18 protein-coding genes are annotated in these 23,524 nt (G+C 69.0%); 8 read left to right on the forward strand and 10 right to left on the reverse strand.

Going from position 1 to position 23,524, the window contains the following annotated elements; genetic code table 11:
* Positions 1 to 33 precede the first annotated feature (33 nt).
* The gene (locus ACSHWB_RS12290) at positions 34 to 378 is read left to right on the forward strand and encodes a type VII secretion target (protein ID WP_439662161.1); all 345 of its coding nucleotides are present in this window, start codon (positions 34 to 36) and stop codon (positions 376 to 378) included.
* Positions 375 to 2,345 (forward strand): alpha/beta hydrolase, encoded by a 1,971-nt coding sequence (locus tag ACSHWB_RS12295; RefSeq protein WP_439662162.1) that lies wholly within the window; start codon positions 375 to 377, stop codon positions 2,343 to 2,345. Before ACSHWB_RS12290 ends, ACSHWB_RS12295 begins: the two co-directional genes overlap by 4 nt.
* 271 nt (positions 2,346 to 2,616) lie before the next feature.
* Here ACSHWB_RS12295 and ACSHWB_RS12300 read toward each other — a convergent pair whose 3' ends face one another.
* Positions 2,617 to 2,964, reverse strand: coding sequence for a sterol carrier family protein (locus tag ACSHWB_RS12300; protein ID WP_439664578.1), 348 nt, complete (start codon positions 2,962 to 2,964; stop codon positions 2,617 to 2,619).
* Between the two features lie 88 nt (positions 2,965 to 3,052).
* Between ACSHWB_RS12300 and ACSHWB_RS12305 the strand changes: the two genes are divergently transcribed.
* Both ACSHWB_RS12305 and ACSHWB_RS12310 read left to right on the forward strand, forming a co-directional pair.
* On the forward strand, positions 3,053 to 4,630 hold the full coding sequence (locus ACSHWB_RS12305; RefSeq protein WP_439662163.1) for a hypothetical protein: 1,578 nt from the start codon (positions 3,053 to 3,055) through the stop codon (positions 4,628 to 4,630).
* Entirely contained in the window at positions 4,627 to 6,315 is a 1,689-nt protein-coding gene (locus ACSHWB_RS12310) for a hypothetical protein (RefSeq protein ID WP_439662164.1), read from the forward strand. Before ACSHWB_RS12305 ends, ACSHWB_RS12310 begins: the two co-directional genes overlap by 4 nt.
* 217 nt (positions 6,316 to 6,532) lie before the next feature.
* Here ACSHWB_RS12310 and ACSHWB_RS12315 read toward each other — a convergent pair whose 3' ends face one another.
* The 5 genes from ACSHWB_RS12315 to ACSHWB_RS12335 all read right to left on the reverse strand — a co-directional run bounded on the left by ACSHWB_RS12315 (position 6,533) and on the right by ACSHWB_RS12335 (position 11,426).
* The gene (locus ACSHWB_RS12315) at positions 6,533 to 8,179 is read right to left on the reverse strand and encodes a glycosyl hydrolase family 28-related protein (RefSeq protein WP_439662165.1); all 1,647 of its coding nucleotides are present in this window, start codon (positions 8,177 to 8,179) and stop codon (positions 6,533 to 6,535) included.
* A 56-nt stretch (positions 8,180 to 8,235) separates the two neighbouring features.
* Positions 8,236 to 9,042, reverse strand: coding sequence for an ESX secretion-associated protein EspG (locus ACSHWB_RS12320; protein WP_439662166.1), 807 nt, complete (start codon positions 9,040 to 9,042; stop codon positions 8,236 to 8,238).
* Positions 9,039 to 10,319, reverse strand: coding sequence for a PPE domain-containing protein (locus tag ACSHWB_RS12325; RefSeq protein ID WP_439662167.1), 1,281 nt, complete (start codon positions 10,317 to 10,319; stop codon positions 9,039 to 9,041). The genes ACSHWB_RS12320 and ACSHWB_RS12325 overlap by 4 nt, the downstream gene beginning before the upstream one ends.
* Before the next feature lie 15 nt (positions 10,320 to 10,334).
* Positions 10,335 to 10,706, reverse strand: coding sequence for a transcriptional regulator (locus tag ACSHWB_RS12330; RefSeq protein WP_439662168.1), 372 nt, complete (start codon positions 10,704 to 10,706; stop codon positions 10,335 to 10,337).
* Positions 10,707 to 10,832: 126 nt separating this feature from the next.
* Positions 10,833 to 11,426 (reverse strand): DUF3558 domain-containing protein, encoded by a 594-nt coding sequence (locus tag ACSHWB_RS12335; RefSeq protein ID WP_439662169.1) that lies wholly within the window; start codon positions 11,424 to 11,426, stop codon positions 10,833 to 10,835.
* A gap of 150 nt (positions 11,427 to 11,576) precedes the next feature.
* Between ACSHWB_RS12335 and ACSHWB_RS12340 the strand changes: the two genes are divergently transcribed.
* Positions 11,577 to 14,216 (forward strand): glycosyl hydrolase 2 galactose-binding domain-containing protein, encoded by a 2,640-nt coding sequence (locus ACSHWB_RS12340; RefSeq protein WP_439662170.1) that lies wholly within the window; start codon positions 11,577 to 11,579, stop codon positions 14,214 to 14,216.
* On the opposite strand, the gene ACSHWB_RS12345 is transcribed toward ACSHWB_RS12340, so the two are convergent.
* From ACSHWB_RS12345 to ACSHWB_RS12355, 3 genes are read right to left on the reverse strand one after another with little or no spacing between them, the layout of a single operon-like run.
* Positions 14,213 to 16,009 (reverse strand): glycoside hydrolase family 15 protein, encoded by a 1,797-nt coding sequence (locus tag ACSHWB_RS12345; RefSeq protein WP_439662171.1) that lies wholly within the window; start codon positions 16,007 to 16,009, stop codon positions 14,213 to 14,215. The two genes, ACSHWB_RS12340 and ACSHWB_RS12345, sit on opposite strands and share 4 nt — an antisense overlap.
* 20 nt (positions 16,010 to 16,029) lie before the next feature.
* Entirely contained in the window at positions 16,030 to 18,195 is a 2,166-nt protein-coding gene (locus ACSHWB_RS12350) for a putative bifunctional diguanylate cyclase/phosphodiesterase (protein WP_439662172.1), read from the reverse strand.
* Between the two features lie 60 nt (positions 18,196 to 18,255).
* Positions 18,256 to 19,113, reverse strand: a complete 858-nt coding sequence (locus tag ACSHWB_RS12355) for an SAM-dependent methyltransferase (RefSeq protein WP_439662173.1) — start codon at positions 19,111 to 19,113, stop codon at positions 18,256 to 18,258.
* Between the two features lie 26 nt (positions 19,114 to 19,139).
* Here ACSHWB_RS12355 and ACSHWB_RS12360 point away from each other — a divergent pair, with 26 nt between their 5' ends.
* Positions 19,140 to 20,006, forward strand: coding sequence for a pentapeptide repeat-containing protein (locus ACSHWB_RS12360; RefSeq protein ID WP_439662174.1), 867 nt, complete (start codon positions 19,140 to 19,142; stop codon positions 20,004 to 20,006).
* Positions 20,007 to 20,877: 871 nt separating this feature from the next.
* On the opposite strand, the gene ACSHWB_RS12365 is transcribed toward ACSHWB_RS12360, so the two are convergent.
* Positions 20,878 to 21,771: a LysR family transcriptional regulator gene (locus ACSHWB_RS12365; protein ID WP_439662175.1), complete on the reverse strand. Its 894-nt coding sequence runs from the start codon at positions 21,769 to 21,771 to the stop codon at positions 20,878 to 20,880.
* A gap of 78 nt (positions 21,772 to 21,849) precedes the next feature.
* Between ACSHWB_RS12365 and ACSHWB_RS12370 the strand changes: the two genes are divergently transcribed.
* Positions 21,850 to 22,689, forward strand: a complete 840-nt coding sequence (locus ACSHWB_RS12370; RefSeq protein ID WP_439662176.1) for an aldo/keto reductase — start codon at positions 21,850 to 21,852, stop codon at positions 22,687 to 22,689.
* Between the two features lie 42 nt (positions 22,690 to 22,731).
* On the forward strand, positions 22,732 to 23,523 hold the full coding sequence (locus ACSHWB_RS12375; RefSeq protein WP_439662177.1) for a lysozyme: 792 nt from the start codon (positions 22,732 to 22,734) through the stop codon (positions 23,521 to 23,523).
* Position 23,524 lies beyond the last annotated feature (1 nt).

The raw sequence follows: 23,524 nt of genomic DNA on the forward strand, positions 1-23,524 counted from the left end.
ACCGGCCATCATGTATCTGCGTCGCATTGATCGGTGACCAACACGGGGGTGGCGATGTTCGGCGTTGAGCCAGAGGTGCTGCGCACCGCGTCCAAGGAGTTCGGCAACGGCTCCGACGCGGTGCGCGAGGCGGCGGAGATGATCTCGATGCTCCAGCTCGACGCGGGTGCGTTCGGCGAGGTCGACGCCGCCGCGGAGTTCGCGGACGCGCTGTCGAGGTTCGTAGGCACCCACTCCCAGGACCTGCAGCGCGGGTCCTCGTGGTTCACCGACGCGGCAGAGGGTCTCGTGTCGAATGCCGAGGCCTACCAGCGCACCGACGAAGACCACGCGGCAGCGCTGAAGAAGCTCTTCTCAGGACTTGGGGGCGGTCAGTGAGCTACACGGATCCCGAGAGCCTGTACGGCAGGCTCGCGTCCGGCGACGTCGGCCGCATCGCCGCCGCCGCGGACCCGATCACCGGCGCGATCAGCGCGGTCGGGCGGGCGGGCGAGTCCGTCGCCAACGGTGGCAAGACCGCCGTCAGCAACTGGACCGGCGACGCCGCCACGAAGTTCACCGCGCGAGCCCAGCTCTCGGCGACCGCCGCCAAGGCCGCCGCCGAACGACTTGGCGCCGGCGTCGACATCGTTCAGGCCGCTTCGCGTGCCTACGGACAGATGCGCGGTGCCGCGGACCACGCGATCGGTGTGTGGCGCGGCCGTCCGCCAGGCATGGACGAACAGCAGACCCGCCAGCTCGCCAATCAGGTCAACGAGCACCTGGACAAGGTGAAGTCGGGCTACAACAACGTTCTGCGCTCCTACGCGAGTGCGCTGACCAAGATCCCGCCGGGCTTCGAGGAGTCCGCGCGCACCGACTGCGGCTGGGACCGCGCCGCCCAGCGCGGTGGTGCGGGCGGCGCCCTGCCACCGGTGCCGCCGCCGGGTTCCGACCCGAAGGCCGTCGCGGACTGGTGGAAGTCCCTCAGCAAGGAGCAGCAGGAAGCGCTCAAGAACACCAAGTACCAGGAGCTGGGCCAGCTCCGCGGCCTGCCCGCCGACGTGCTGGATGCCGCGAACCGCAAGCGGATCCCCGAGGACGCGGCCCGGTTCAACGCGGAGAAGGACCAGCTCAAGCAGCAGCTGGCCGACCGTGCCCGCGAACTCGGCGTCGACCCGAACTCGTCAGAGGGCCAGCGGGCTCTGCGCAACGACGCGCAGGGCTCACAGCTGATGTCGCAGTACGACGAGGCGGCCCGTCGCGCGAAGAACGCGGATGACGCGGTGGGCGCATTGCACAAGGCCGGACAGTTGAGCGAGGAGAGCGGCAAGCAGGCGTACGTTCTCGCGTGGAGCCCTGACGGCGCCGGCGCCAAGGAAGGAGCGATCGCGGTCGCGTTCGGCAACCCGGACACCGCGAAGAACGTCGCGGTGTGCGTGCCCGGCACCACGTCCACGCTCAGCAGCTTCGGCCTGGACCAGGCCTCGAACCTCAGCAACGAGATGGGCCCGGACGGCGCCGCGATCCAGTGGCTCGGCTACGACGCGCCGGAGTTCCTGCCCGGCCAGGTGAACGACCCGGAGCAGGCCCGCGAGGGTGGCGCGATCCTCGCGAAGGACGTCGAGGGCTACCGCACCGCCAACCCGAACGCCCACGTCACCGTGATCGGCCACAGCTACGGCAGCACGGTCGTCGGCTACTCCGCGATGGACAACGGCTTGAAGGCGGACGACATCGTGTTCGTCGGCTCGCCGGGCGTCGGCGCGTCCAACGTCGACCAGCTGTCGGCCGGTGGCGGCCACGTCTACGTCGGCGGCACGGAACACGACCCGGTCATCCAGGCGACGAGTGGGGACTGGTTCACCAAGGACGGGTCGTCCACCGGTCCTTACGACTCCTCGTTCGGCGGAAAGACCTTCGGCACCTCCGGTGAGTCCTGGATCGGGCACGCCCACTCCTCGTACTACGACAAGGGCACCGAGTCGCTCAGCAACATCGCGAAGATCGCCAACGGCGACGGCGCCAGCGTCACCGAGCAGCGCTGGCAGGACGCGCCCACGCCACGTGAGGTGCCCGGTTCGGACCTGCCGGTGGCGGGCCCGATCATCGACTGGGGCGTCAACACCGGCAAGGAGGTCGTCGACATGGGCGAGGACGTCTGGCGCGGTGGCGGTCAGGTCGTGGACGACGTCTCGAACGGCCGCTGGGGCGACGCGGCCGGGCACGCGGTGGACACGGTCGGGGAGCTCGCGAGCGATGCCGGTGACGTCGTGGTCGACACGGTCGGCAACGCGGTGGAGCTCGGCAAGGACGTCGTCGACGGTGTCGGCGGCGCGATCAAGACGATCGGGTCGTGGTTCTAGGCACCTGACCAGAGGTCTTGTCCGAAACCTCGTGTCCTGGTTGGTGCCGAGGCGTCTGCAAGTATCACCAACTCTTGATCGAATCGCCGTCAACCACACCCAACCTGTTCGCCGCCTGACGAACAGGCGCCGTCCCTTTCCAGCCCCTGCAAGCCTGTTGGTAGTAGGAAAGTGCCTGTTGATGTTGAGTTGGTGGTACTTGCAGACGCCAGCAGGGCCAGGCGCGGGGCCGCTCGGGCGAGCAACGGACACGACTACTGGCAACAGGCTCTTAGAACTTCACGACCGGCAGCAGGGCGGAGAGGTCGGCCCGGGTCCCCGACGCGGTGACCCGGGCACCGTCCAGCGCGTCGGCCCAGCCGAGCGCGCCGACGGCCAGCTCCAGCCACGTGCGGGGGTCGGTCTCCACGACGTTCGGGGGCGTGCCGCGGGTGTGGCGCGGACCCTCGACGCACTGCACGGCGGCGAACGGCGGAACGCGCACCTCGACGCTGCGGCCGGGCGCGATCCGTTCGAGGGTGCGCAGGCTCAGCCGGACGGCGGCGGCGAGCACGGGACGTTCTGGCTGGTCAGCCTCGCCTCGCAACCAGGGGAGCACGACCTGGACCGCTGCTCGCATCTCGGCGGGGTCGACGGCTTTGGCTGGCACGCGGCCCACATTAGCCAGGGGGCGGCGACGGTCCCCCGGCAGTTGGTATATCTGGGGCGTGATCAGGAACTTCGCCGTCGTCGGTCCCGGGCAGGCGACCAGGGAACGGCTGACGGCGGCTCTAGGGGCCGCGCCGGGCATCTCGGTGTACCGGATCGGGCGTGGCGCCGACCCGTTGCCCGTCTCGGCCACCTTCGACCCGGCGGACCAGCCTGGTTGCCGCAGCCTGCTGGACTGGTTCGAACGCGGTGCCCCGGCGGGTGCGGTGCTGCTGGTGGACGACTGGGAGCTGTGCGCCGACTTCGACCCGGAGCTGGACAGGACCGTCGAGTGGATCGCCGCGTTCGGTCCGGCGCGGGGTGTGCAGACGGTCGTCACGGCGCGGAAGTGGTCGGCCGTGCCGGACCGGCTGCGGCGGGTGCTGCACGGTGAAGCCACGGACTTCCTCGGGCTGCAGGGCATCGAGGCCGACCTGAGCAACAAGTACGGGCGCCACGACCTGAAGGCCGCCGTCGGCTCCGACGAGCGCGGATGGCCGGTCTACCTGCAGGTCGGCGCGGGCTACGACGGTCCCATGGGCGCCTATTTCGGCACGCCTGCGCAACGGGAGCAGAAGCTGCTCTCCGCGTTGCTGGGCCTCGTGATCACACACTCGCCGGTGGACCTGAACATCTGCTGCTTCGACATGGAGAACACGGGCGCGTTCGACGGGCTGGAGCACGCGCCGCACGTGGCGTTCAGCCTGAGCGGTGACACCTCGGACGAGGTCCTGGCACAGTTCCAGGCCGGCCTGCACTGGGAGGTCGAACGGCGGACCGAGATCGTGCAGAAGGCCGGATGCCGGGGCTGGTACCAGTACCGGGAGGAGCTCGAGGCCGGCGCCGGCCTCGAACCCCTGCCCGCCCTGCTGATCTGCGTCGACAGCGCCGAGGTGCTGCTGGAACGGCTTCCGGCGTTCCGGGACGCGTTCGACCGCATCACCGGGCTGGGCCGCATGATGGGCATGTTCCTGCTCTACTCCGGCGCGGCGTTCCCCGAAGGGCTGAAAGTCCAGTCGTGCGAGGAGTGGCCGTTCGCGGTGCCGTCGCACGACCTGGAGGAGTGGGCGGACGTACTGCCGCAGGCGCTGACCGGCTCCGGCCCGTCCGCGCGGCGGATCGTGTTGCCGTCACTGCACGACGACCACCTCGAACTCGGGCAGGACGCTTTGCCCGCCGGCGCCATCGGCCTGGTGGAGAGGTGGGCCCAGCATCGAGAACCGCTCGTTCCCGCCTTCGACGCGCAACGCCGCTTCGGAGTCATCGTCGGCAAAGCGGGCTCTGGCAAGACCACGGCCCTGCGCGCACTGGCGAGGGCCCTGGGTGACGACCTGCCGAAGTACCAGCTGCTCGACGGCCCCGGCGAGCAGTTCGACCCGGAACGCTTCGTCGTGCTGACCGCGCGCTCCTGGGACCAGGTGCCGTCGTTCGTCTGGAACACGATGAGCTTCGTGCTGGAGTTCAGGCTCGACGACCCGGCCAGGTCGATGATGGAGGACGACCTGGCCGCAGGGGTGCCGGACCGGCCCGGCTACTGCCTCGCCTTCCGCCTCGACTACTACCCGAACCGCTTCCCCGCACAGATCGCGCTGCCGTGAACCATCTCGCGCTCATCGGCCCGCCTGACGCCGTCGCGTCCCGAATCGGGGCGATACAAGGGGTCTACCGCATCGGCAAGGGTGACGTGGCGGGCGTCGCGGTGAGCTTCGACCCCGGCGACGAACGGCGGCGGCAGAATCTGCTGGCGTGGTTCGAGCGCGGGGCCGAACCCGGCGCCACCCTGTTGGTCGACGACTGGAAGTACTGCAGCGAAAGCGATCCCGGGCTCGCCGACACCGTCCGGTGGATCGCGGCGAGGGTGTGGAACGTCCGGGTGATCGTCACCGCGCGGTCGGTGGACGAGCTGCCGGAGCGGATGCCGTTGCGGATCGAGGTGCTGGACTTCCTCGCGCTGCACGGGTTGAGGCGCTTCACCAAGGCGCTCGCCTGGAAGGGCCGGTGGTGGAAGGTTCCGGTCGGCGTCGGCGCGGACGGCAGGCCGGTGGTCGCGGAGCTGACGCACTTCGCCGACGGGAAGTGGCGCACGGGGTCGCATCTGAGCGTCACGACACCGGACGCGTTCCGGAGTCTCGTGCTCGGGCTGATGACCACGCACTCGCCCAAGTTGTTCCAGGCGGTCTTCATCGACGCGCACGACTCGGGTGTGTTCGAGGGACTCGACCAGGCTCCGCACGTCGTGGCTCATCATCGTCACGCGGCACGGGACCCGCAGGGGATCGCGGAACTGCTCGCCGCCGAGTCGGAACGCCGACTGGACGTCGTCGGCAACACCTGGACGATCTTCGACCATCGCGGTTTCGACCAGGTGCTGCCGCAGCTCCTGGTGTGCGTCAGCGGGTTCGCGGACATCGGGGAGCCCGCGTTCGCCGCCATCTCGGCGGACGTCGGCAAGTCCGGGATGCAGCTCCTCCTCGACGGTCAGAGCGAGCTGACGGACCTGCTGGTCGACGACTGCGCGGCGCCCGCGAACCTCGACGAGATGGCGAGGTCGTTGCCACTGCTGATGCGCGAGGAGGAACCGGCACCGGACTTCTTCGCCCTGCACGAGATGCCGAACAGGCACGCGTGGAGGCCACGCCCGGTCAGGTTGCAGTACCGGGCCCCGGTGGGGGTGGACGAGTTCGGGCAACCGGTCGAGGTAGACCTGAAGTCCAAGCACCTGCAAGACGGCATGGGCCCGCACGGCGAGATCGTGGCGCCGGACGAGCGACGGGCGGAAGGCGTTCGCGCGGTGGTTCTCGGCCAGATGGCGCGGCATTCACCGACCGAGCTGGAGGTCGTCCTCATCGACTTCCACGGCAACGGGGTGTTCGCGGGAATCGACGGCGCACCGCACGTCCGGCACGGCATCGTGGACCTGCTGGAGGACCACGAACAACGGGCCCGGACGTTGGCGCACAACAACTTTCGCACCATCTGGGACTACCGCGCCGCCGGGCTCGTCCTGCCGGAGCTGCTGATCTGCGTCGACGGCGTGCACGCCCTGCTGGAGGAACGTCCGGAGTTCCGCGAGGTCCTGCAGACCCTGGCCACCGCGGGACGCACCTACGGTCAGCACCTGCTGCTGTCCGACACGACCCCGAGCGAGCACGGGTCGTACCGGCTGGAGCTGACCGACGAGGGCTGGACGCGACGGATCGGGCGGTCGGTGGAGAGGTTCGCGCTCCCCACCGACCTGAACGACGTCGTGTGGTCGTTGCCCGTGGCGATGTCTAGCTCTTGACCTCTCTCCCAGCTGAAGCAGGGAGATTCTTCCCTCGCGGGTCGAGTTTTCTGCTTCACGGCCCGTCGCCGCCTGGGTTACCAGCAAGGGACGGTGTGCCGCCCACGGTCTTGCACAAGCTCCACAGACCTGACATCCCGCCAGCCCGGCGGTAGCCCCTGCCGACTTGGTTGTCGCCGACCGGGCGCCACAACTCAGAGCATGGTCTGAGGAATCCTCATGAGCGGCGCAACTTCCGTTGTGCGTCATAGAGGTTGCGCGGTGTCACGGTGGTCGTGCCGTAGAGCTCCAGCCGGGAGTTCAGCTCGCCGGTGAAGTCCGGCTTGTCGATCTGACCGAAGTCGCGGACCTCGGAGATCGCGACGGTCGCGCTGCACGGCGCCACCTGGTCGATGCGGACGTTGCCGGCGCGCTGGTTGGTGACGGTGACGTTCCAGTGCGCGAACCTGGCTCCGTACAACGGGCCCGCGTTGGCGCTGCCGCCGTGCGCGCCGACGTTGTTGATGGTGATCTCGGTGCGGACGTTGGCGAACGGCAGGCCGCGGTGGGTGTCGAAGACGTCGTGGTCCATGCGGCCGCGCGTCCAGACGTTGCCGCAGGACAGGCCCTCGACGTTCAGGCCGTGGTTGCCGGCGCCCGCCTGCGAGGGTTCGGACGGCGCCTCGATCACGAACCCGTCGGTCAGGTTGTCGTGGGACTGCTCGCGCACCGCGTACGCGTGGTGGTGGCCGCGGCCGGACACGCGCGTGTTCAGCAGCGAGATCCCCTTGGAGGACACCAGCAGGAAGCCGTTGTCGACGTCCTGGACGTGCACGTCGTCGGCCCAGCAGTCCCACGCGCACTGGAACGCGAGACCGTTGTACCCCTTGTCCAGCAGGTGCTTCGGCGTCGGCACCTTGAACATCTCGATCTTGATGCCCTCGACGCCCGCGCCCGTGACGACCGGCGCCATCGTGGTCAGGCGTGCCTTCCACTCCGGGCGGATCTCCAGCGGCAACGGCTGCGCGAGCTTCACCCTGTTGCCGCGCACCCACTCCACGCGCACCGGCCACAGGAACGGGAAGTACGACAGGAGCTTGTCCTTGTCGTCCCACCGGTAGCTCGCCGTGCCGGGGATGTCGCCGCACATGTGCTTGGGCAGCGAGTACTCGGAGTCCTCCAGCCGCAGCAGCACGCGTTGGCCCGCCCGCAACGAACGTCCGTTCTCGACGGTCACGACGAACGATCCTCGTGCCGCCGCACCGGTCACGGCCGTCAGCGTCGAGCCCTGCTCCAGCTCGTTGCCGGTCCAGCCCTCGAACGGCCACTTCTTCGCCTTGATCGCGTCGACCAGCGGCTGGTAGCGGTCGCGGTGGCAGACCCACACCAGTCCGCCCGACCAGCTCCACGCCGAGTTCTCCGAGCCGTACCGGCTGCGGTTGATGCCGACGATCTCCTCCAGCGACCTGGTCGCGTAGAAGGTCGTCTTCGCGCTGCCCGCGCCGCGCAGCACCACGTTGTCGTAGCCGATGCGGATGATGTCGTCGATGCGGTAACGGCCCGGCGGCACGTAGACGGTGCCACCGCCGAACCGGCCGACGAACTCGATCGCCTTGTTGATCGCGGCGGACGCGTCGGCCGAACCGTCGCGGCGCGCGCCGAAGAAGAGGACGTTGGCGAGAACAGGGCGGCGGGCGGGCTTCTCGCCCGTCCGGTAGCCGGCGTAGGCGATGTTCGGGATCTGCGGGTGGTTGTACGGGTCGGCAACGAACTCTTGCCACAGCGAGGCTGAGGACTGCGCGGCAGCGGCAGTCCCCGTCATCGTCGACGTCCCGACCAGTGCAGCCCCTGTAGCCAGCAGGAACAGCCTTCTGTCGATGCTCATTTCGCCGTCTCCAAGGGGTCTTGGCCACGGCGGCGGTGGTCAGATCAAACCAGAGATCAGGCCCCTGCGGAACGAACCGCTTCGGAGATCAGCTCGTCGACCTGGTGCATCATCCGGCGCGCGTCGGTCGGCGTGAACGTGCTCCACGGCGGCTGGCCGTTCGAGGCACGGCGTTGCTGCAGGTAGCGGCCTTCCTCGGTGTCGAAGAACGCCACCACGCGCTCGGGCCGCCAGCGCTTGCCGTACTTGTCGCGGGCGGCCGCGCCGAAGTTCCCGGTGTGCACGAGCCCGGTGAACATCGTGACCAGCGCTTTCGCGTCGGCCTCGCGCAGCCCGACCTCCCGGAACGCGGCCTCCATCGACTTCGGCGAACCGTCGGTCCGCGCGATCGCCTTCTCGACGTCCTCGCTCGGCAGCGTCACCGAGAGACCCGTCCCCGCGGGGTGCGCGGGCAGCACGGACAGCACCGCGGAGGCGAGCCCGGAGCCCGCCCACGGCTGGAACGTCAGCTGGTCGTCCCGCAGCGTCGCCAGCGCGCCCCAGTCGCCGTTCGCCACGGCGAGGACGCGGACGCTGTGCCCGAGCCAGATGCGGCCGTCCGCCTCCCGCTCGGGCCGGACGAACATGCGCAGGAGCCCGTCCAGCTCGGACGAGAGCGCCCGCGAGTTGCCCAGGCGCCGCTGGTCCAACTGCTGGTAGACGCGGTTCTCGAGCTGGATGCGCTCGTCACGCGTCTTGCCAGGCGTGGGAACTTTCAGAATGAGCGGCATGGGGCCGACGTTCATGCGTTCCCACAACACGTCGAACTCCTCGGCGGAGAGAGTGATCGGTTCCCTCTCCGCCGCAGCGCCGAACAGACTCACTCCGACAGGCCACCGATGACCGGTGGCGCGACCATGCGCTCGTCGCCGAACACGTCGTCGGTCTCGACCAGGTAGTCGGCCGCCTTGTGCTCGATGTCGTCCTCGCCCTCGCCCTTCTGGCCGTGGGCACCGCCGCCACCCGCACCGGCACCGGCCGCACCGGCCTTGCCCGCGCCCGCACCGGAGCCCATGGCACCGCCGCGCACGCCGTCAGCGCCGGCACCCATGCCGGACAGGCCACCGGGCATGCCACCGGGCTTCATGCCGCCCTGCTGGCCGGACGCGCCGAGCGAGCCGGACATCGGGCCGAACGCCTTGCCGCCACCGGTGCCGAGCTGGCCACCGCGAACGCCGGCGGAGCCGCCGGGGCCACCGCGAGCGCCGCCGGGACCACCAGGACCGCCCGTGCCGGGCCGGGTGAACACCGGGCCGCCAGGAGTCGGCGTCGGGGTGGGGGTCGGCGTCGGGGTGGGCAGGTTCGTGGGAGGCGGGGTGTGCGTGGGAGGCGGCGTCGTCGTCGGAGGCTGCGTCCACGAGGTGTGCGTGGTGTCGGTCGGCGGAGGCGTCCAGCCGGTCGAGACCTGCTGCTGCGGGGTCGGCGTCGGCGTGCCGGTCCACGACGGGGTAGTCGTGTTGTGGCCGTTCGGAGCACCGGTGCCCGACGGGCTGTAGCCGACGCGCGTGCTGCCGGTGCCCGTGTCGGCGGGCGGCGGCGTGTCGATCACGACCTGCGGCGGCGTCGGGAAGTCGCCGAGCGTCGAGGAGTTCCAGCGGCTGTCCGACTGGTAGTCCTCCATGACCTTGACGGCCTGGGCTGCGGCGTTGTCCGCGGCGGCTTCCTGCCGCTCGTGGTCCACCTGCTGGCTGACCACGTGCGCCATGCCGACGGGACCGGTCAGCGCGCCGGCCGCGATGTCGAGGAAGCCGGGCTTCTCGGTCGTGACGGGGACGACCTCGGGCATCTTCTTGCGCGCGTCGGCGATGTACTCGCCCTGCAGGCGCGCGGAGGACTCCATGGTCGTGGCGCCGGTCTCGGCGAACCCGGCCCACTCCGCCAGCGGCGACAGCGCGCCCTGGGCGGCGTCGGCGGCGTCGGACTCCCAGTCCGCACCCATCTTGGTCAGACCGGTGTGCAGGTCGGCGTCGATCTGGGCGAGCGTCGCGGCGATCTTCTTCCAGCCCTGTTCGACGGGGATGGACGCGGCGACGCCGGGGCCGGAGTTGATCATCTTGTACAGCTCGGGGTGGCCGTAGCCCTGGAAGCGGTGGTCAGTCATCGGTCAGTCCCCCTCTCAGCCCTGGTCCCGCAGGTGCTTGCCCCACATGGCCGCGTTGTCGCCCTCGGTCAGGATGTACTGCTGCTCGATGGCCTTGAGCTGGTCGATGACGCCGACGAGCTGCTTCTTGTAGAAGGTCAGCGCGGCCAGCGCCTTCTCGGAGGTCTGCTCGTTGAACGCCTTCGAGGTCTCGCTGGAGATGGGGTCGGCAGCCCACGGCCTGGTGGGCAGGTCGGCGACCGCCGGGGCGATCTTCTCCTCGAACTCCGCCAGCGCCTGCTCGAAGGCCTTCCTCGCCTGTGGAATGGCGGACGGGTCCACCTTGAGCTTGCGCTGCCCGAACTCAGGCGGCGACGACGCGCCTCCACCACCATCCGCGAGAAACACGGCACACCCTCCTCAGTGACGGCCCCCCAGAAAATCGGGCCGTGTGTGCTTTTGTGACGACCTTAGCTCTGATGCATTACGCGAGTGACCGGTTCCCGGTACAAGGTGCGTACTTCTACTCAACTGTCATTTGGTGGCGAGAACGGCACCCGCGGCCTCCGCCAACGCCTTCGCCCGCTCGCACGCGCCGTCCACGGTGGCACTGTCCTCACCGATACCAGCGATGCCGCTGACCAGCAACAACTGACCGTCGTTCGCGTCGATGTAGATCTCACACGCACCAGCGGTACCCGGCGACTCCGTCCGCGTGAGGTAGGCGGGATATCCCGCTACCCGAAGAGCGGTGAGCTTGGACTCACCCGTTGTCTTCTTCAGCCTGTCCACACCGCCGTTGAGCAGTGTGTGGATGTCGGCGATGTACTTGTGGTCCACGTAGGTCTGGTTGCACCGCTGGCTCCCCTCCCCGTATTCGGGTCGAGGGGTACCCGCTTTGACGGCGTTGAAACCCAGAGCCGCCTTCTGCTCCGGCGTGATCAGGGAGCACGGCTCGACGGCCTTCAGGTCGACGGCCCTGGGCCTGTTCACCGGGGCGGTACCGGCAGAAGTTCCGGTCGTCGGGGCGGAGCCCGTCTGGTCGTTCGCGGAGGGCTTGCCCGGCGTGGGCGATGAACACCCGGCCAGGACCGCTGCCAGCAGGAACGGGACGGCAAGTCGACGCATGCGGGCCAAAATATCGGATCTCCGGGCACGGAGGGTGGCGAACGACGTGTCCCGCGTCACCCGTAAGGCGCATTGCCGGTGACCTCACAAAAAGGAAACCTTCTTTACGATACCCCGAAGCGCCGCCGCCCCGATGCGTCGAGGAGCGACATGCTGCGCAACCGACCACTACCGACCCTGGTCGTGGCGGCGGTGGGTCTGGCCCTGCTGGTGCCAGGTACCTCAGCCAACGCGGGCCCCGTACCCGGCACGGGAGCGGCGCTGAAAGTGGCCGCCGTCCCGGGACAGACCGCCACCGTCCCCGACTGGCGCATGCAGACCAGCGCCACCGCCACGCAGGCCGGCAGCGTGATCTCCGGCCCGTCCTACTCGGACTCCGGGTGGCTGACCGTGCCCGCGCGGTCCACCGTGATGGCAGGCCTGATCGCGAACAACAAGTACGGGGACGTCAACTACTCGGAGAACCTGAAGAAGGCCAACCCCAACGACTTCAAGGTGCCGTGGTGGTACCGCAAGGTCTTCCAGGCAGACCCGCAGCCGGGCGTCAACACGTTCCTCAAGCTCAACGGCGGCGTGATCTCCCGCGGTGAGGTGTGGCTGAACGGCACGAAGGTCGCCGGCACGGACACCGTCATCGGCGCGTACCCGACGTTCGAGTTCAACGTCACCAGCCTGCTGCGCAAGGGCGACAACGCGCTCGCCATCAAGGCGTCGCCGTCCGACCCGGCCAAGGACCTGGTGATCCACTTCATCGACTGGGCGCAGCTCCCGCCCGACCGCAACCAGGGCCTGTTCCGCGACGTCGACATCGCGCAGAGCGGCGCGGTCTCGTTGCGCGGCCTGCACGTCCTGTCCGACCTGCCGCTGCCGAACCTGAACACCGCCACGGTCACCGTGAAGGTCGACGCGCGCAACAACACCGGCAGCGCGGTCACCACGACCGTCGCCGGCAGCGCCGCGGGCCAGAACTACAGCCAGAACGTGAGCCTGGCCGCGAACGAGACGAAGACCGTCACGTTCACGCTCACCGTCACCAACCCGCAGATCTGGTGGCCGTTCCAGATGGGCGGCCAGCCGCTGTACGACGCGACGGCCGCGGCGACGGTGGCCGGCGCGTTGTCGGACCAGCAGAAGACGACGTTCGGCATCCGCGAGGTCACCTCGAAGATGATCAGCGGCAACGTCCAGTACCAGATCAACGGCAAGCCGATCCTGATCCGCGGCGGCGGCTGGGCGTCCGACCTCTTCCTGCGCACCGACGTGCGGAAGATCGCCGACGAGATCCAGCTGACGAAGTCCATGGGCCTCAACACGATCCGCCTTGAAGGCAAGCCGGAGAACGACGAGATCTACGACCTGGCCGACCGCGCGGGCGTGCTGCTCATGACCGGCTGGGAGTGCTGCTCGAAGTGGCAGAACACCGGCGGCTTCACGGCGGAGGACAAGAGGGTCGCCGGCGCGTCCGCCGAGGGCGAGGCCAAGCGGATCCGCAACCACCCCAGCGTGTTCACGTTCCTGATCGGCTCGGACGAGGCACCGGTCGCCGACGTCGAGAAGATCTACCTGGACGCCCTCAAGCGCGCCGACTGGCAGACGCCGATCATCACCGCGGCCGCCCGCCGCAGCTCACCGCAGCTCGGTGACTCGGGCATGAAGATGGACGGCCCGTACTGGTGGGAGCCGCCGGTCTACTGGTACAACAACCAGAAGGGCGGCAGCGCGGGCTTCGCGTCGGAGATCGGCCCCGGCCTCGCGATCCCGGAGATGGACGAGCTCAAGAAGTTCCTGCCGCAAGCCGAGATCAACAAGCTGACGGACTACAACGCCTCGCAGTACCACCTGTCGCCGTCCGGCAACTTCAGCAAGATCGGCTTCTGGGGCACCGCACTCGACAACCGCTACGGCAAGCCGTCCACAGTGGACGACTTCGTCAAGAAGGCGCAGCTGCAGCAGTACGAGACGAACCGCGCGCAGTTCGAGGCGTTCGGCCGCGACTTCTCCGACACCGGCGCGAACCAGGCGCAGGGCGTCATCTACTGGATGCAGAACGACCCGTGGCCCAAGCTCTTCTGGCACCTCTACAACTACAACCTCGCGACCGCGGGCTCGTACTTCGGCGCCAAGACGGCCAACAAGGCGTTGCACGCGCAGTACTCCTACGACGACAAGTCGCTCGCCGTGGTCAACATGGGTCTGGAGGCCAAGCAGGGCCTGCAGCTGCAGGTGACGGTCTTCAACTCCGACGGCACGCAGAAGGCGAACGAGACGCGCTCGGTCCCGGCCAAGGCCAACGGTTCCGTGCGGGTCGGCACCCTCCCGCAGCCGTCCGGCCTCTCACCGGCGTACTTCGTGCGGCTGCTGCTCAAGGACGCGAACGGCAACGAGGTGGACCGCAACGTCTACTGGCTGTCCACCAAGGCCGACACGCTGAACTACAACGCCGGCGACTGGTGGTACACCCCGCAGGCCCAGTACACGGACCTGAAGTCGCTGAGCTCGCTCAGGGCGGGCCAGGTGTCGGTGTCCACCACCACGACGCCGGGCACGAACGGCAAGCAGGCCACCAGCGTGACCATCAAGAACACCGGCACGTCCGTGGCGTTCTTCCTGCGCGCGTCACTGCGCAAGGGCCAGGGCGGTCCCGAGGTGCTGCCGGCCGACTGGTCCGACAACTACGTCACGCTGTTCCCCGGTGAGACGCAGACGCTGCGGGCCGAGTACCGGACGTCCGACCTCGGTGGCGCACAGCCGGTGGTCGAGGTGTCCGGGCACAACGTGAGCAAGCGCTAGCCGCCGTAGCGGTTCGCGACGACGTCGGGCCGTTCCACGGGACGGCCCGCGTCCAGCGACCACGCCAGCCGCACGTATTGCGCGTGCGTCCAGGCGAGTGGGGTGGCCGATCGGGTTCCTCGGCCATCCCACACCTGTTCGGGCAGCATGAGGCCGCTGTTCGCGGTCGCGGCGATCTCCTTCAGCCGTTTCGCGGCACTGTTCTTGTCGCCCTTGAGCAGCTCGTACTCGCCGCGTTCGCCACTCAGCAACGGCCACAACCGGCCGTAGGTCCGCGTCGGCGTCGGCCAGTTGATGCCCCACGGCCTGCCGTCCGCGGTCTCGCCGTAGCCGTCCTGGGTGAACCGGTGCCAGTAGCCCTGCTCCTTCAGCCGCTGGTCCACGACTCGCACGGTGTTCGCGATGACGGGGTCGTCGGCGCGCTTGACGCCGAGCCGCACCAGTTCGAGGAAGCTCGGGTCGACGACCGCGCGCTGGTCGATGTCGGTCGGGTTGTTGTCGCCCAGGTTGTACTTCGTGCCCTGGTCAGGCTGCCCGTCCTTGGTGAGCCGCAGGTAGTACGGCTTGGGCTCGTACGGCCCGGTCTTCGTGGCGGTCCAGCCCTCGGCCTTCCGCTGCCACTCGTCGGCCGCCTTGAGGTACCGGTCCGCGTTCTCCCCGTTGCGCTGCAACAGATCCGCGAAGCACACCAGACCGGCGACGACCGAGGCGATCGTGGCGGGCGAGTAGCCGTCCTGGTTCTCCCAGCGCTCCTGTTCGCTGAACGGCGAGTCCGGATAGCTCAGCAGGTAGTCGGCCGAGCGCCGCAGCGAGTCCATTGTGGACCGATCTCGTTCGTTCAGCTGCCAGGCCAGCAGCAGCGGTGCCGCGGTCTGGTCGAGCTGGACCTTGGTCCACACGGGGGTGCCGTCCACGCGGGTGTTCTGCGGCAGATGGCCGTCCGGTTCCTGCTGCTCACGCAGCATGAAGTCCAGTGCACGCTTGGCGAACCCACGATCTCCGGCCGCGATCATGGCCGTCGACACGTGGTAGAGGTCGCGCGGCCACACCAGCGCGTACGGGCCGAGCTCGGGCGCCAGCTCCCGGTCGAACCCGAAGGCCCACGGGAAGCTCGGCGACGCGATCGACGCGCCGGGATGGGCCTTGTCCTCGGTCGCCGCCAGCACCATCACGGACATGTCGTAAAGCCGGCGGTCCGCCGACCTGGGGCGCTTCAGCCCGTCGAGGTAGGAGTGCCAGGCCTGCGCGTACTCCTTCGCACTGGCGCGGAATCCCCGGTCCAGTGCGGTTTGGGCGACACCCTCGCCGAACCCGACCGCGAACGTGCCGTGCGCGCGTCGCACCGGCTCGGTCGGCAGGGTGGTCTTGACTTCGCTGGAGCCCTTCATCGGCACGTGCTCGACGGAGAGCCGGACCGGGCGTTGGGCCGTGACCGTCACGTCCGCGAGCACGGCCGCACGCCGCGGATCGGTGACGTAGGTGATCTCTGCGCGCCAGCCGTCGCCGCGCACCCGTTGCCGGAACGTCAGCGACCTGTCGTCCGCCGGTTCGGTGTACGCCTGACCAGGCTTTCCGTCGACCAGCAGCCGGGTCTCGCGCGTCGCGGGCGTGCTGAGGTCGGGGAAGAAGATCTCGGAGAGGCCCTGGTGGCCGAGGGTGAACCACACCGGGCTGGCCGCGGACCTGGCCGTGCCGAACGCCTGCTTGTCCGCGGGCAGTGGAACCACCTCGGCCGCACGGGCGACCGGGGCCGACATGACCAGCAGGAGCACGACCAGGGCCAATGACTTCATGCCCCTGGGAGTTCCCCGACCTAGAGATCACCACGCAACAGGCTGTCGATGTTCTCCGGCGGACCGGGCCGGGCGAAGAACCAGCCCTGCCCCGTGTCACACCCGAGACGCAGCAATCGGGCGGCCTGCGCGGGCGTCTCCACGCCCTCGGCCGTGACACCCAACGAGAGTGCGTGCGCCAGCTGCACCAGCGTCGCGACGATCTGCGCGTCGACCGGGTCTTCCTCGTTCTCGGCCCGCAACCCCTCCATGAACGAGCCGGCGATCTTCAGCTCGTGCACGGGCAGGTGCTTGAGGTACGCCAGGTTCGAGTAGCCGGTGCCGAAGTCGTCGATCGCGATGCGCACACCCATGTCGCACAATGCCCGCAGCGCTTCCAGCGGCTCGTCGGCGGTGCCCATGATCGCCGACTCGGTGAGCTCCAGCTGCAGGTGGTGCGGGGGCAGCGCGCACTCGTCGAGGATCTGCTTCACATCGCGCACGAGCTCGGGGTCGCGGGACTGCCGCACGGCCAGGTTCACCGACACGAACGGTGCCGCGTCGCCGAACTCCTCCAGCCAGCGCCTGGCCTCCTCGCACGCCTTGCGCAGCACCCACCGTCCCAAGGGGACGATCAGGCCGGTCTCCTCGGCCAGTTCGATGAACCGGTCCGGCGCGAGCCGCCCGAACTCCGGGTGCTGCCAGCGGACCAGGGCCTCGACACCGGTGACGGTGGAGTCCTCCAGGCGCACGAGCGGCTGGTACTCGACGTAGAACTCGCCGCGTTCCAACGCGCGCGGCATCGTCGCGGACAGCGTGAAGCGGGCTACCTCGCGGGCGTTGCGCTCCGGGTCGTACAGGGCCCAGCGCGCCTTGCCGTCGGCCTTGGCCCAGTAGAGCGTGATGTCCGCGTCGCGCATGAGGTCGGCGGAGGTGGTGCCGGAGAGCTGCCGTTCGACGATGCCGATCGACGCCGAGACGGACAGCTCGTGGCCCGCTATGCGGATCGGTGCCTCCAGCTCGGTCAGGACCCGGTCCGCGACGTCCACGATGTCCTGTTCGCCCGACGAGCCTTCGACCAGGATCACGAACTCGTCGCCGCCCATGCGCGCGACCAGCTTGCCCTCGCTGGACACCGAGTGGTCGAGCCGGCGGCCGACCTCGACCAGCAGCTGATCCCCTATGTCGTGGCCCAGCGAGTCGTTGATGACCTTGAAGCCGTCCAGGTCGAGGTAGCAGAGACCGGCCCGCACGTGCTTGGCGCGGTTGTTGAACACACGGCCGAGGCGTTCGAGGAACAGCGCGCGGTTGGGCAGACCGGTGAGCGGATCGTGCAACGCCTGGTAGCGCAGGCGGTTCTGCAGCAGGTGGCGGTCGGTGACGTCCTCGATCATCGCGACCTGGTACTGCGGCTCGCCGTGGTCGTCGCGGACCAGCGACAACGTCAGGTGCGTCCACACCTGCTCGCCGTCGGCGCGGTGGAAGCGCTTCTCGGCGCGGTAGTGGTCGCACTCGCCCGCGATGAGCTGGTCGTAGAGCCGCCACACGCTGCCCGCGTCCTCGGGGTGCATGAGGTCGCGCACGTTGTACTGGCGCATCTCCTCGACGCTGAACCCGAGCATGTCCTGCAGGGCCTGGTTGACGTCCAGGATCCGGCCGTCGATGGCGGCGATGCCGATGCCGATCGCGGCCTCGGTGAACATGGCGCGGAACCGGGCCTCGGACGCCCTCAGCATCGATTCGGCCTGGTCGCGGGCGTCCAGGACGGCGGCCCTGATCGCCTCCTGCTCGGCGAGCGTGCGTTCCCGCAGCGCGCGGGCGTACCCGGCGGCCAGCGCGCCCTGCAGGGCGGCCAGGCGGGACGTCAGCCTGTCGTCGCCGGAGAAGCCCAGCTCGGCCAGCAGGTCGTCGCCGAGCAGCTGGACGGTGCGGCCCAGCGTGTCGGTGCCGGTGAAGTGCGCGTCGACCAGCCGTGAGCCGATCTCGTAACCGGGCGCGGTGCGGAACGGGCTCGCGAACAGCGCCTCGACCAGCAGCTCGGTGAGGTCCTGCAGGTGCTGCGCGACCTCGGCCCTGGTCATCGGCACGTAGCTCGACCCGATCACGGCCGTGGCCCAGCCGCGCGCGAACGCCTCGGCACCGGCCTGTACGGCCGGGCTCAAAGGAGAGCGATCCTCACGCACCCGCTGGTCAACCCGATCGGTCATCTTCTCGGCCCTAACGCCACGAACGCGCAGCATACGGCCGGTCGCCGTCCGGAGTCATCTCTAAGCCTTCCGGCCCAGCGCGGCGAACCCCGGGAAGTCCTTCCCTGCCTCCTCCACGTCGGCGGGTGACTCCGGATGCCAGGCGGGCACCCTGACCACACCGGGCTCGACCAGCACGAACCCGCCGAACAGGCGGCTGAGCTCTGTCTTGTCGCGCAACGTCATCCGCGTGACGTCGCGGTTGTAGATCTTGCGGGCCTCCCGCGAGGCGTCGGTCTCCTCGTCCGCCTCGTAACCCGCGTGGGAGATCGCCAGGAAGCTGCCAGGAGCCAGCCGGTCGCGATAGCCGCCGATGATGCCCCACGGGTCCTCTTCGTCGGACACGAAGTGCAGCAGCGCGATCATCAGCACGCCGATCGGCTCGTCGAAGTCGAGCTGCTTGTCGACCTCGGAGGAGGTCAGCACGCCCGCCGCGTCGCGCACGTCGGCCTGCAGCACGCTCACCTGGTCGTTGCCGTTGAGCAACGAGCGGCTGTGCGCGACGGCGACCGGGTCGATGTCGACGTAGACCACCCGGCACTCGGGGTCGGCCGCCTGCGCGATCTCGTGCACGTTGCCGACGGTCGGGATGCCGGAACCGAGGTCGAGGAACTGCCGGACACCGCGGCCGAGCAGGTAGCGGACGGCCCTGCGCAGGAACGCGCGATGGTTGAGGACGACGCCGCGCAGCTCGGGCATGGTCTCGAGGGTCTTCTGGGCGACGGCCCTGTCCGCGGCGAAGTTGTGCGCGCCGCCGAGCCAGTAGTCGTAGACGCGCGCGACGCTAGGCCGCTCCAGGTCGATGTCCCCCGGCGCCCAGTTCGGCCGCTCCACCAGCTCACCCCACCCGCGTTCGGACCGTTCCAGCCCATCATGCACCCGGTCCTTGGCAGAATGCCGACCTCGTGAGGAAAAGTTTGCTGCTGTCGACCATTCTCGCGTCCATCGGCGCGTTTGTGCTGGTCGGCGGCGCGTTGCTGCTCGTGGACCCCGGCGCGCCCAAGCACGAGGCGATCAAGACGGGCGGTCTCGCGGGCGGCGCGATCGTCGCTCTCTACGCGCTGTGGCTCAACGACCGGCGCCGCAAGGTCGAGGAAGCCCGCCAGGAGCTCGAGAGCCAGCGCATCGAGCACGACCGGTCCCGCGTGGCCGACGAACGGTTCGCGCGTGCCGTGGAGCTGCTCGGCCACGAGACCGCGCAGGTGCGGGTGGGCGCGATGCACGCGCTGGCCGGCCTCGCGAAGTCCAAGGCCGACTACACGCAGACCGTGCTCGACATCCTCTGCGCGTACCTGCGTCAGCCGTACAAGAAGACGCGCAACGACCAGGAGGAGATCGAGCTGGAGGTCCGGCTCACCTCGCAGCGGCTGATCGAGGACCTGCTGCCGCGGCTGGAGCAGAAGGACCCGCCGATCTACGACCTCAACCTGACCAAGGCGCACCTGGAGTTCATGGACCTGTCATACCGGCAGGTCGGCGACCTCTACATGCGGGTCGCGAACTTCGAGGACTCGAACTCGTTCCACCACATGAAGATCCACGGCCACTTCTACGTGACCGAGGCCAAGATGAACGGCCGCTTCCACATGCACCACACGGAGATCGTGGGCAGGGCCTGGTTCAGCAGGTTCAAGGCGCAGGGGATCGCCGTCTTCACGGAGACGAAGTTCGGCGGCGAGACCAAGTTCGCGAACTCGGAGTGGGCGGACGTGAAGGCGGACGGCTGCACGTTCGCCCAGGAAGCCGATCTGCCGGAAGCGTGGAGGAACTGACGTGAAGTGGCTTTTCGCGGTTCTCGCCGCCGCTGTGGTGACCGCGGCGACGGCGATCCTGCTCTGGGTGGTCAAGGCGCCGGCCGTGGAGATCGTGAAGACCGCCGGTGTCGCCGGTGGTGCCGTCGTCGCGCTCTACGCGTTGTGGCTCAACGACCGCAAGCACTTCCTGGAGAGCGAGAAGGTCGCCGACGAACGGTTCGCGCGCTCGGTCGAGCTGCTGGGCAACGAGGCCGACCAGGTGCGGGTGGGCGCGATGCACGCGCTGGCGTGGCTCGCCAGGTCGACGCCCCGCTACCGGCAGACCGTGATCGACGTGCTGTGCGCCTACCTGCGCCGCCCCTTCGAGCACCCCGCGCACAAGGCCAGGCCGGAGGACCCGGACCAGGACTTCGGCGAGGTGTCGCCGGAGATCCAGCTGGAGCACCAGGTCCGGCTGACCGCGCAACGGCTGATCAAGGACACCCTGTCGTGGGGCAAGAAGCGCAAGCACCTGTCCTACGACCTGGACCTGACCGGCGCGGTCCTGGAGTACTTCTCGCTGGACGGCCGCTACGTCAACCGGTTCGTCGCCAGGCGCGCGCAGTTCTACGGCATCACGAACCTGCGCAACGTGCAGGTCAAGAGCGTGACGCTGTTCTCCGGCGGCAAGTTCCACGGCAGGCTGCAGCTGGAGAACGGCAAGTTCCACGGCGGGATCTCCTTCCAGGAGACCAAGTTCGCCGGCGTGGTCAACCTGGGCAACCAGAAGATGGGCTTCGCGGAGGTGGGCAGGTTCTTCCACCCGTCCCCGGAACCTCCCGCCGAGCAGGACGGCGAGATGAAGGTCCTGGAGGGCACCGAGTTCCGCAGGCCGGCTACCGGCTGGCAGCTAACCGGCGACGCGGAGGCGGCCCGACCTGGCCTGCAGGACCACGTCGAGCAGGACGCTCGCGGCAGCGCCGACGGTGTTCGCGGTGACGACGACGGTCTCGGCAACGGGCACCGTCCCGCGAAGGCCGACGAAGTGCGCGCGGTCGGTCTTGAGGGCGAAGGACTGCGGGACTAACGCGACACCGAGCCCGAAGGCGACGAAGTCGAGCAGCGAGTGCACGTCGTTGACCTCGACGGCGACCCTGCGCTCGACACCGGCGGCGGCCAGCGCCCTGTCGGCCTCGTCGCGCGTGCCCCAGTCGGCGTTGAAGTCGACGAACGACTGCCCGGCCAGCTCGGCGAGCTCTACGGACTCCCTTGCGGCGAAAGGACTTTCCGGCGCGCACGCGAGCACCAGCGGTTCACTGGCCAAAGTGGACGTTCGCAGGTCGTCTGCCATCTTCGGCTGCCGCGTGACGAACGCGACGTCGAGGCGGCCCGCGCGGACGTCCTCGACCAGCTCGGCGTTGCCGGACTGGCGCATCCTGATCTCCACGCCGGGGTGCAGCTCGTGGAACCGCGCGAGCACCGCGGGCAGGTGCACGACGTGCAGACACTGCAGGCTGCCGACGGACAACGTGCCGCGCAGCAGCCCCTGGACGGCGGCGACCGCGTCCCTGGCCGACTCGACGCTGCCCAGGGCACGCCGGGCCTCCGGCAGCAGCGCCCGTCCTGCCTCGGTCAGCTCGACCTGGCGGGTGGTGCGCAGGAACAGCGGCGCGCCGAGCTCCACCTCCAGCGCGCGGATCGACGCGGAGAGCGCGGACTGGGTGACGTGCATGCGGCGCGCGGCTCGGGTGAAATGGCACTCCTCGGCGGTCGCGACGAAGTACTCGAGCTGCCTGAGTTCCACGATTAATCACCTGCGCCGCTCAATGAGATCACTTCTCTGCGTTGGACAGCTTAATCGTCAGGGTCCAGAGTGGAGGACATGCAGAAGCGTCGTATCGGAGAAGTGGAAGTCAGCGCCATCGGCCTGGGCGGCATGCCCATCTCCGTGCAGGGGAGGCCGGAGCGCGCACAGGCGATCGCGACCATCCACGCCGCGCTCGACGCGGGCGTGACGTTCATCGACACCGCCGACGCCTACTCGCTCGACAACACCGACTTCGGCCACAACGAGTCGCTCATCGCCGAAGGGCTGCGCGGCCGTTCCGAAGAGGTGTTCGTGGCGACCAAGGGCGGGCACACGCGCGTGGCCGGCGGCGGCTGGGAGCTCGACGGACGCCCCGAGTACCTGCGCAAGGCCGTCGACGGGTCGTTGCAGCGGCTCGGCGTGGACCAGATCTTCCTCTACCAGTTCCACCGGCCGGACCCGAAGACGCCGATCGCGGAGTCCGTCGGCACGCTGAAGGAACTGCTGGACAACGGCAAGATCCGCTACGCGGGCGTCTCGAACTTCAACCCCGAGGAGATCGTGCTCGCCAACGAGATCCTCGACGGGCGGCTCGCGGCCGTGCAGAACCAGTTCTCGCCGTCGTTCCGATCGAGTGAGCCCGAACTGGAGCTGTGCGACAAGCTCGGCATCGCGTTCCTGCCGTGGAGCCCGTTCGGCGGCATCGGCAAGGCGGGCGCGCTGGCCGGTCCGTTCAAGGAGGTCGGTGACGCCCACGGCGTGAGCGCCCACCAGGTCTGTCTCGCGTGGATGCTCGCGAAGTCCGAAGTGGTAGTCCCCATTCCGGGTGCTTCTCGACCGGCGAGCATCCAGGATTCGGCCTCGGCCACCCACCTGGAGTTGTCCGCCGAGGAGCTGTCCCGCCTGGACGGGTGACCCCGGTAGCAAATTGCGACAAATGGTCGCACGATCTACTCCATGCGGACCTTGATCAGCATCGTGGCGATCGTCGCCGGCATGACGCCGGCACCCGCGTCCGCGGCGCCCTTGCCCGAGGGCTCCGCGGACCACACCGCGGGATCCCAGATCCTCAAACACGAAGGCGCGGGTGACCTTCGATCGGACGACTCCCCGCCCACCGAGGGCAAAGTCCCCGGCATGGACGTGAGCAGCCACCAGGGTGACGTCGACTGGCGGTCCTCCTGGGACAAGGGCGCCCGGTTCTCCTACGTCAAGGCGACCGAGGGCGTCCACTACCGGAACCCCAAGTTCACCCAGCAGTACAACGGTTCCTACGACATCGGCATGATCCGCGGTGCCTACCACTTCGCGCTGCCGGACCGCGCGAACGGCGTGCAGCAGGCGAACTTCTTCGTGGACAACGGCGGCGGGTGGTCACCCGACGGCAGGACGCTGCCGCCCGCGCTGGACATGGAGTACAACCCGTACGGCGACACTTGTTACAACATGAACCAGACCGCGATGACGGCGTGGGTCAAGGAGTTCAGCGACACGGTCTTCGCGCGCACCAGCCGTTATCCGGCGATCTACACGTCCACGAGCTGGTGGAACAAGTGCGTCGGCGGCTCGGTGAAGTTCGGCGACACCAACCCGCTGTGGATCGCGCACTACACCTCGAAGCTCGGGGCGCTGCCGGTCGGGTTCGACTTCCACACGATCTGGCAGTGGCAGGCGGCCGGGCTCTTCCCCGGTGACCAGAACCTGTTCAACGGCAGGTTCGAGCAGCTCCAGCGCATCGCCGCGAGCTGAC

It is taken from the genome of Lentzea sp. HUAS TT2, assembly GCF_051853195.1.
Taxonomy (GTDB): domain Bacteria; phylum Actinomycetota; class Actinomycetes; order Mycobacteriales; family Pseudonocardiaceae; genus Lentzea.

Bases quoted from the DNA above. Each gene is read 5' to 3' on its own strand.
- ACSHWB_RS12300 (WP_439664578.1), bottom strand. From the start codon at position 2,964: ATGCGAGCAGCGGTCCAGGTCGTGCTCCCCTGGTTGCGAGGCGAGGCT.
- ACSHWB_RS12345 (WP_439662171.1), bottom strand. From the start codon at position 16,009: ATGAAGTCATTGGCCCTGGTCGTGCTCCTGCTGGTCATGTCGGCCCCG.
- ACSHWB_RS12315 (WP_439662165.1), bottom strand. From the start codon at position 8,179: ATGAGCATCGACAGAAGGCTGTTCCTGCTGGCTACAGGGGCTGCACTG.
- ACSHWB_RS12350 (WP_439662172.1), bottom strand. From the start codon at position 18,195: ATGACCGATCGGGTTGACCAGCGGGTGCGTGAGGATCGCTCTCCTTTG.
- ACSHWB_RS12370 (WP_439662176.1), top strand. From the start codon at position 21,850: ATGCAGAAGCGTCGTATCGGAGAAGTGGAAGTCAGCGCCATCGGCCTG.
- ACSHWB_RS12325 (WP_439662167.1), bottom strand. From the start codon at position 10,319: ATGACTGACCACCGCTTCCAGGGCTACGGCCACCCCGAGCTGTACAAG.
- ACSHWB_RS12335 (WP_439662169.1), bottom strand. From the start codon at position 11,426: ATGCGTCGACTTGCCGTCCCGTTCCTGCTGGCAGCGGTCCTGGCCGGG.
- ACSHWB_RS12340 (WP_439662170.1), top strand. From the start codon at position 11,577: ATGCTGCGCAACCGACCACTACCGACCCTGGTCGTGGCGGCGGTGGGT.
- ACSHWB_RS12375 (WP_439662177.1), top strand. From the start codon at position 22,732: ATGCGGACCTTGATCAGCATCGTGGCGATCGTCGCCGGCATGACGCCG.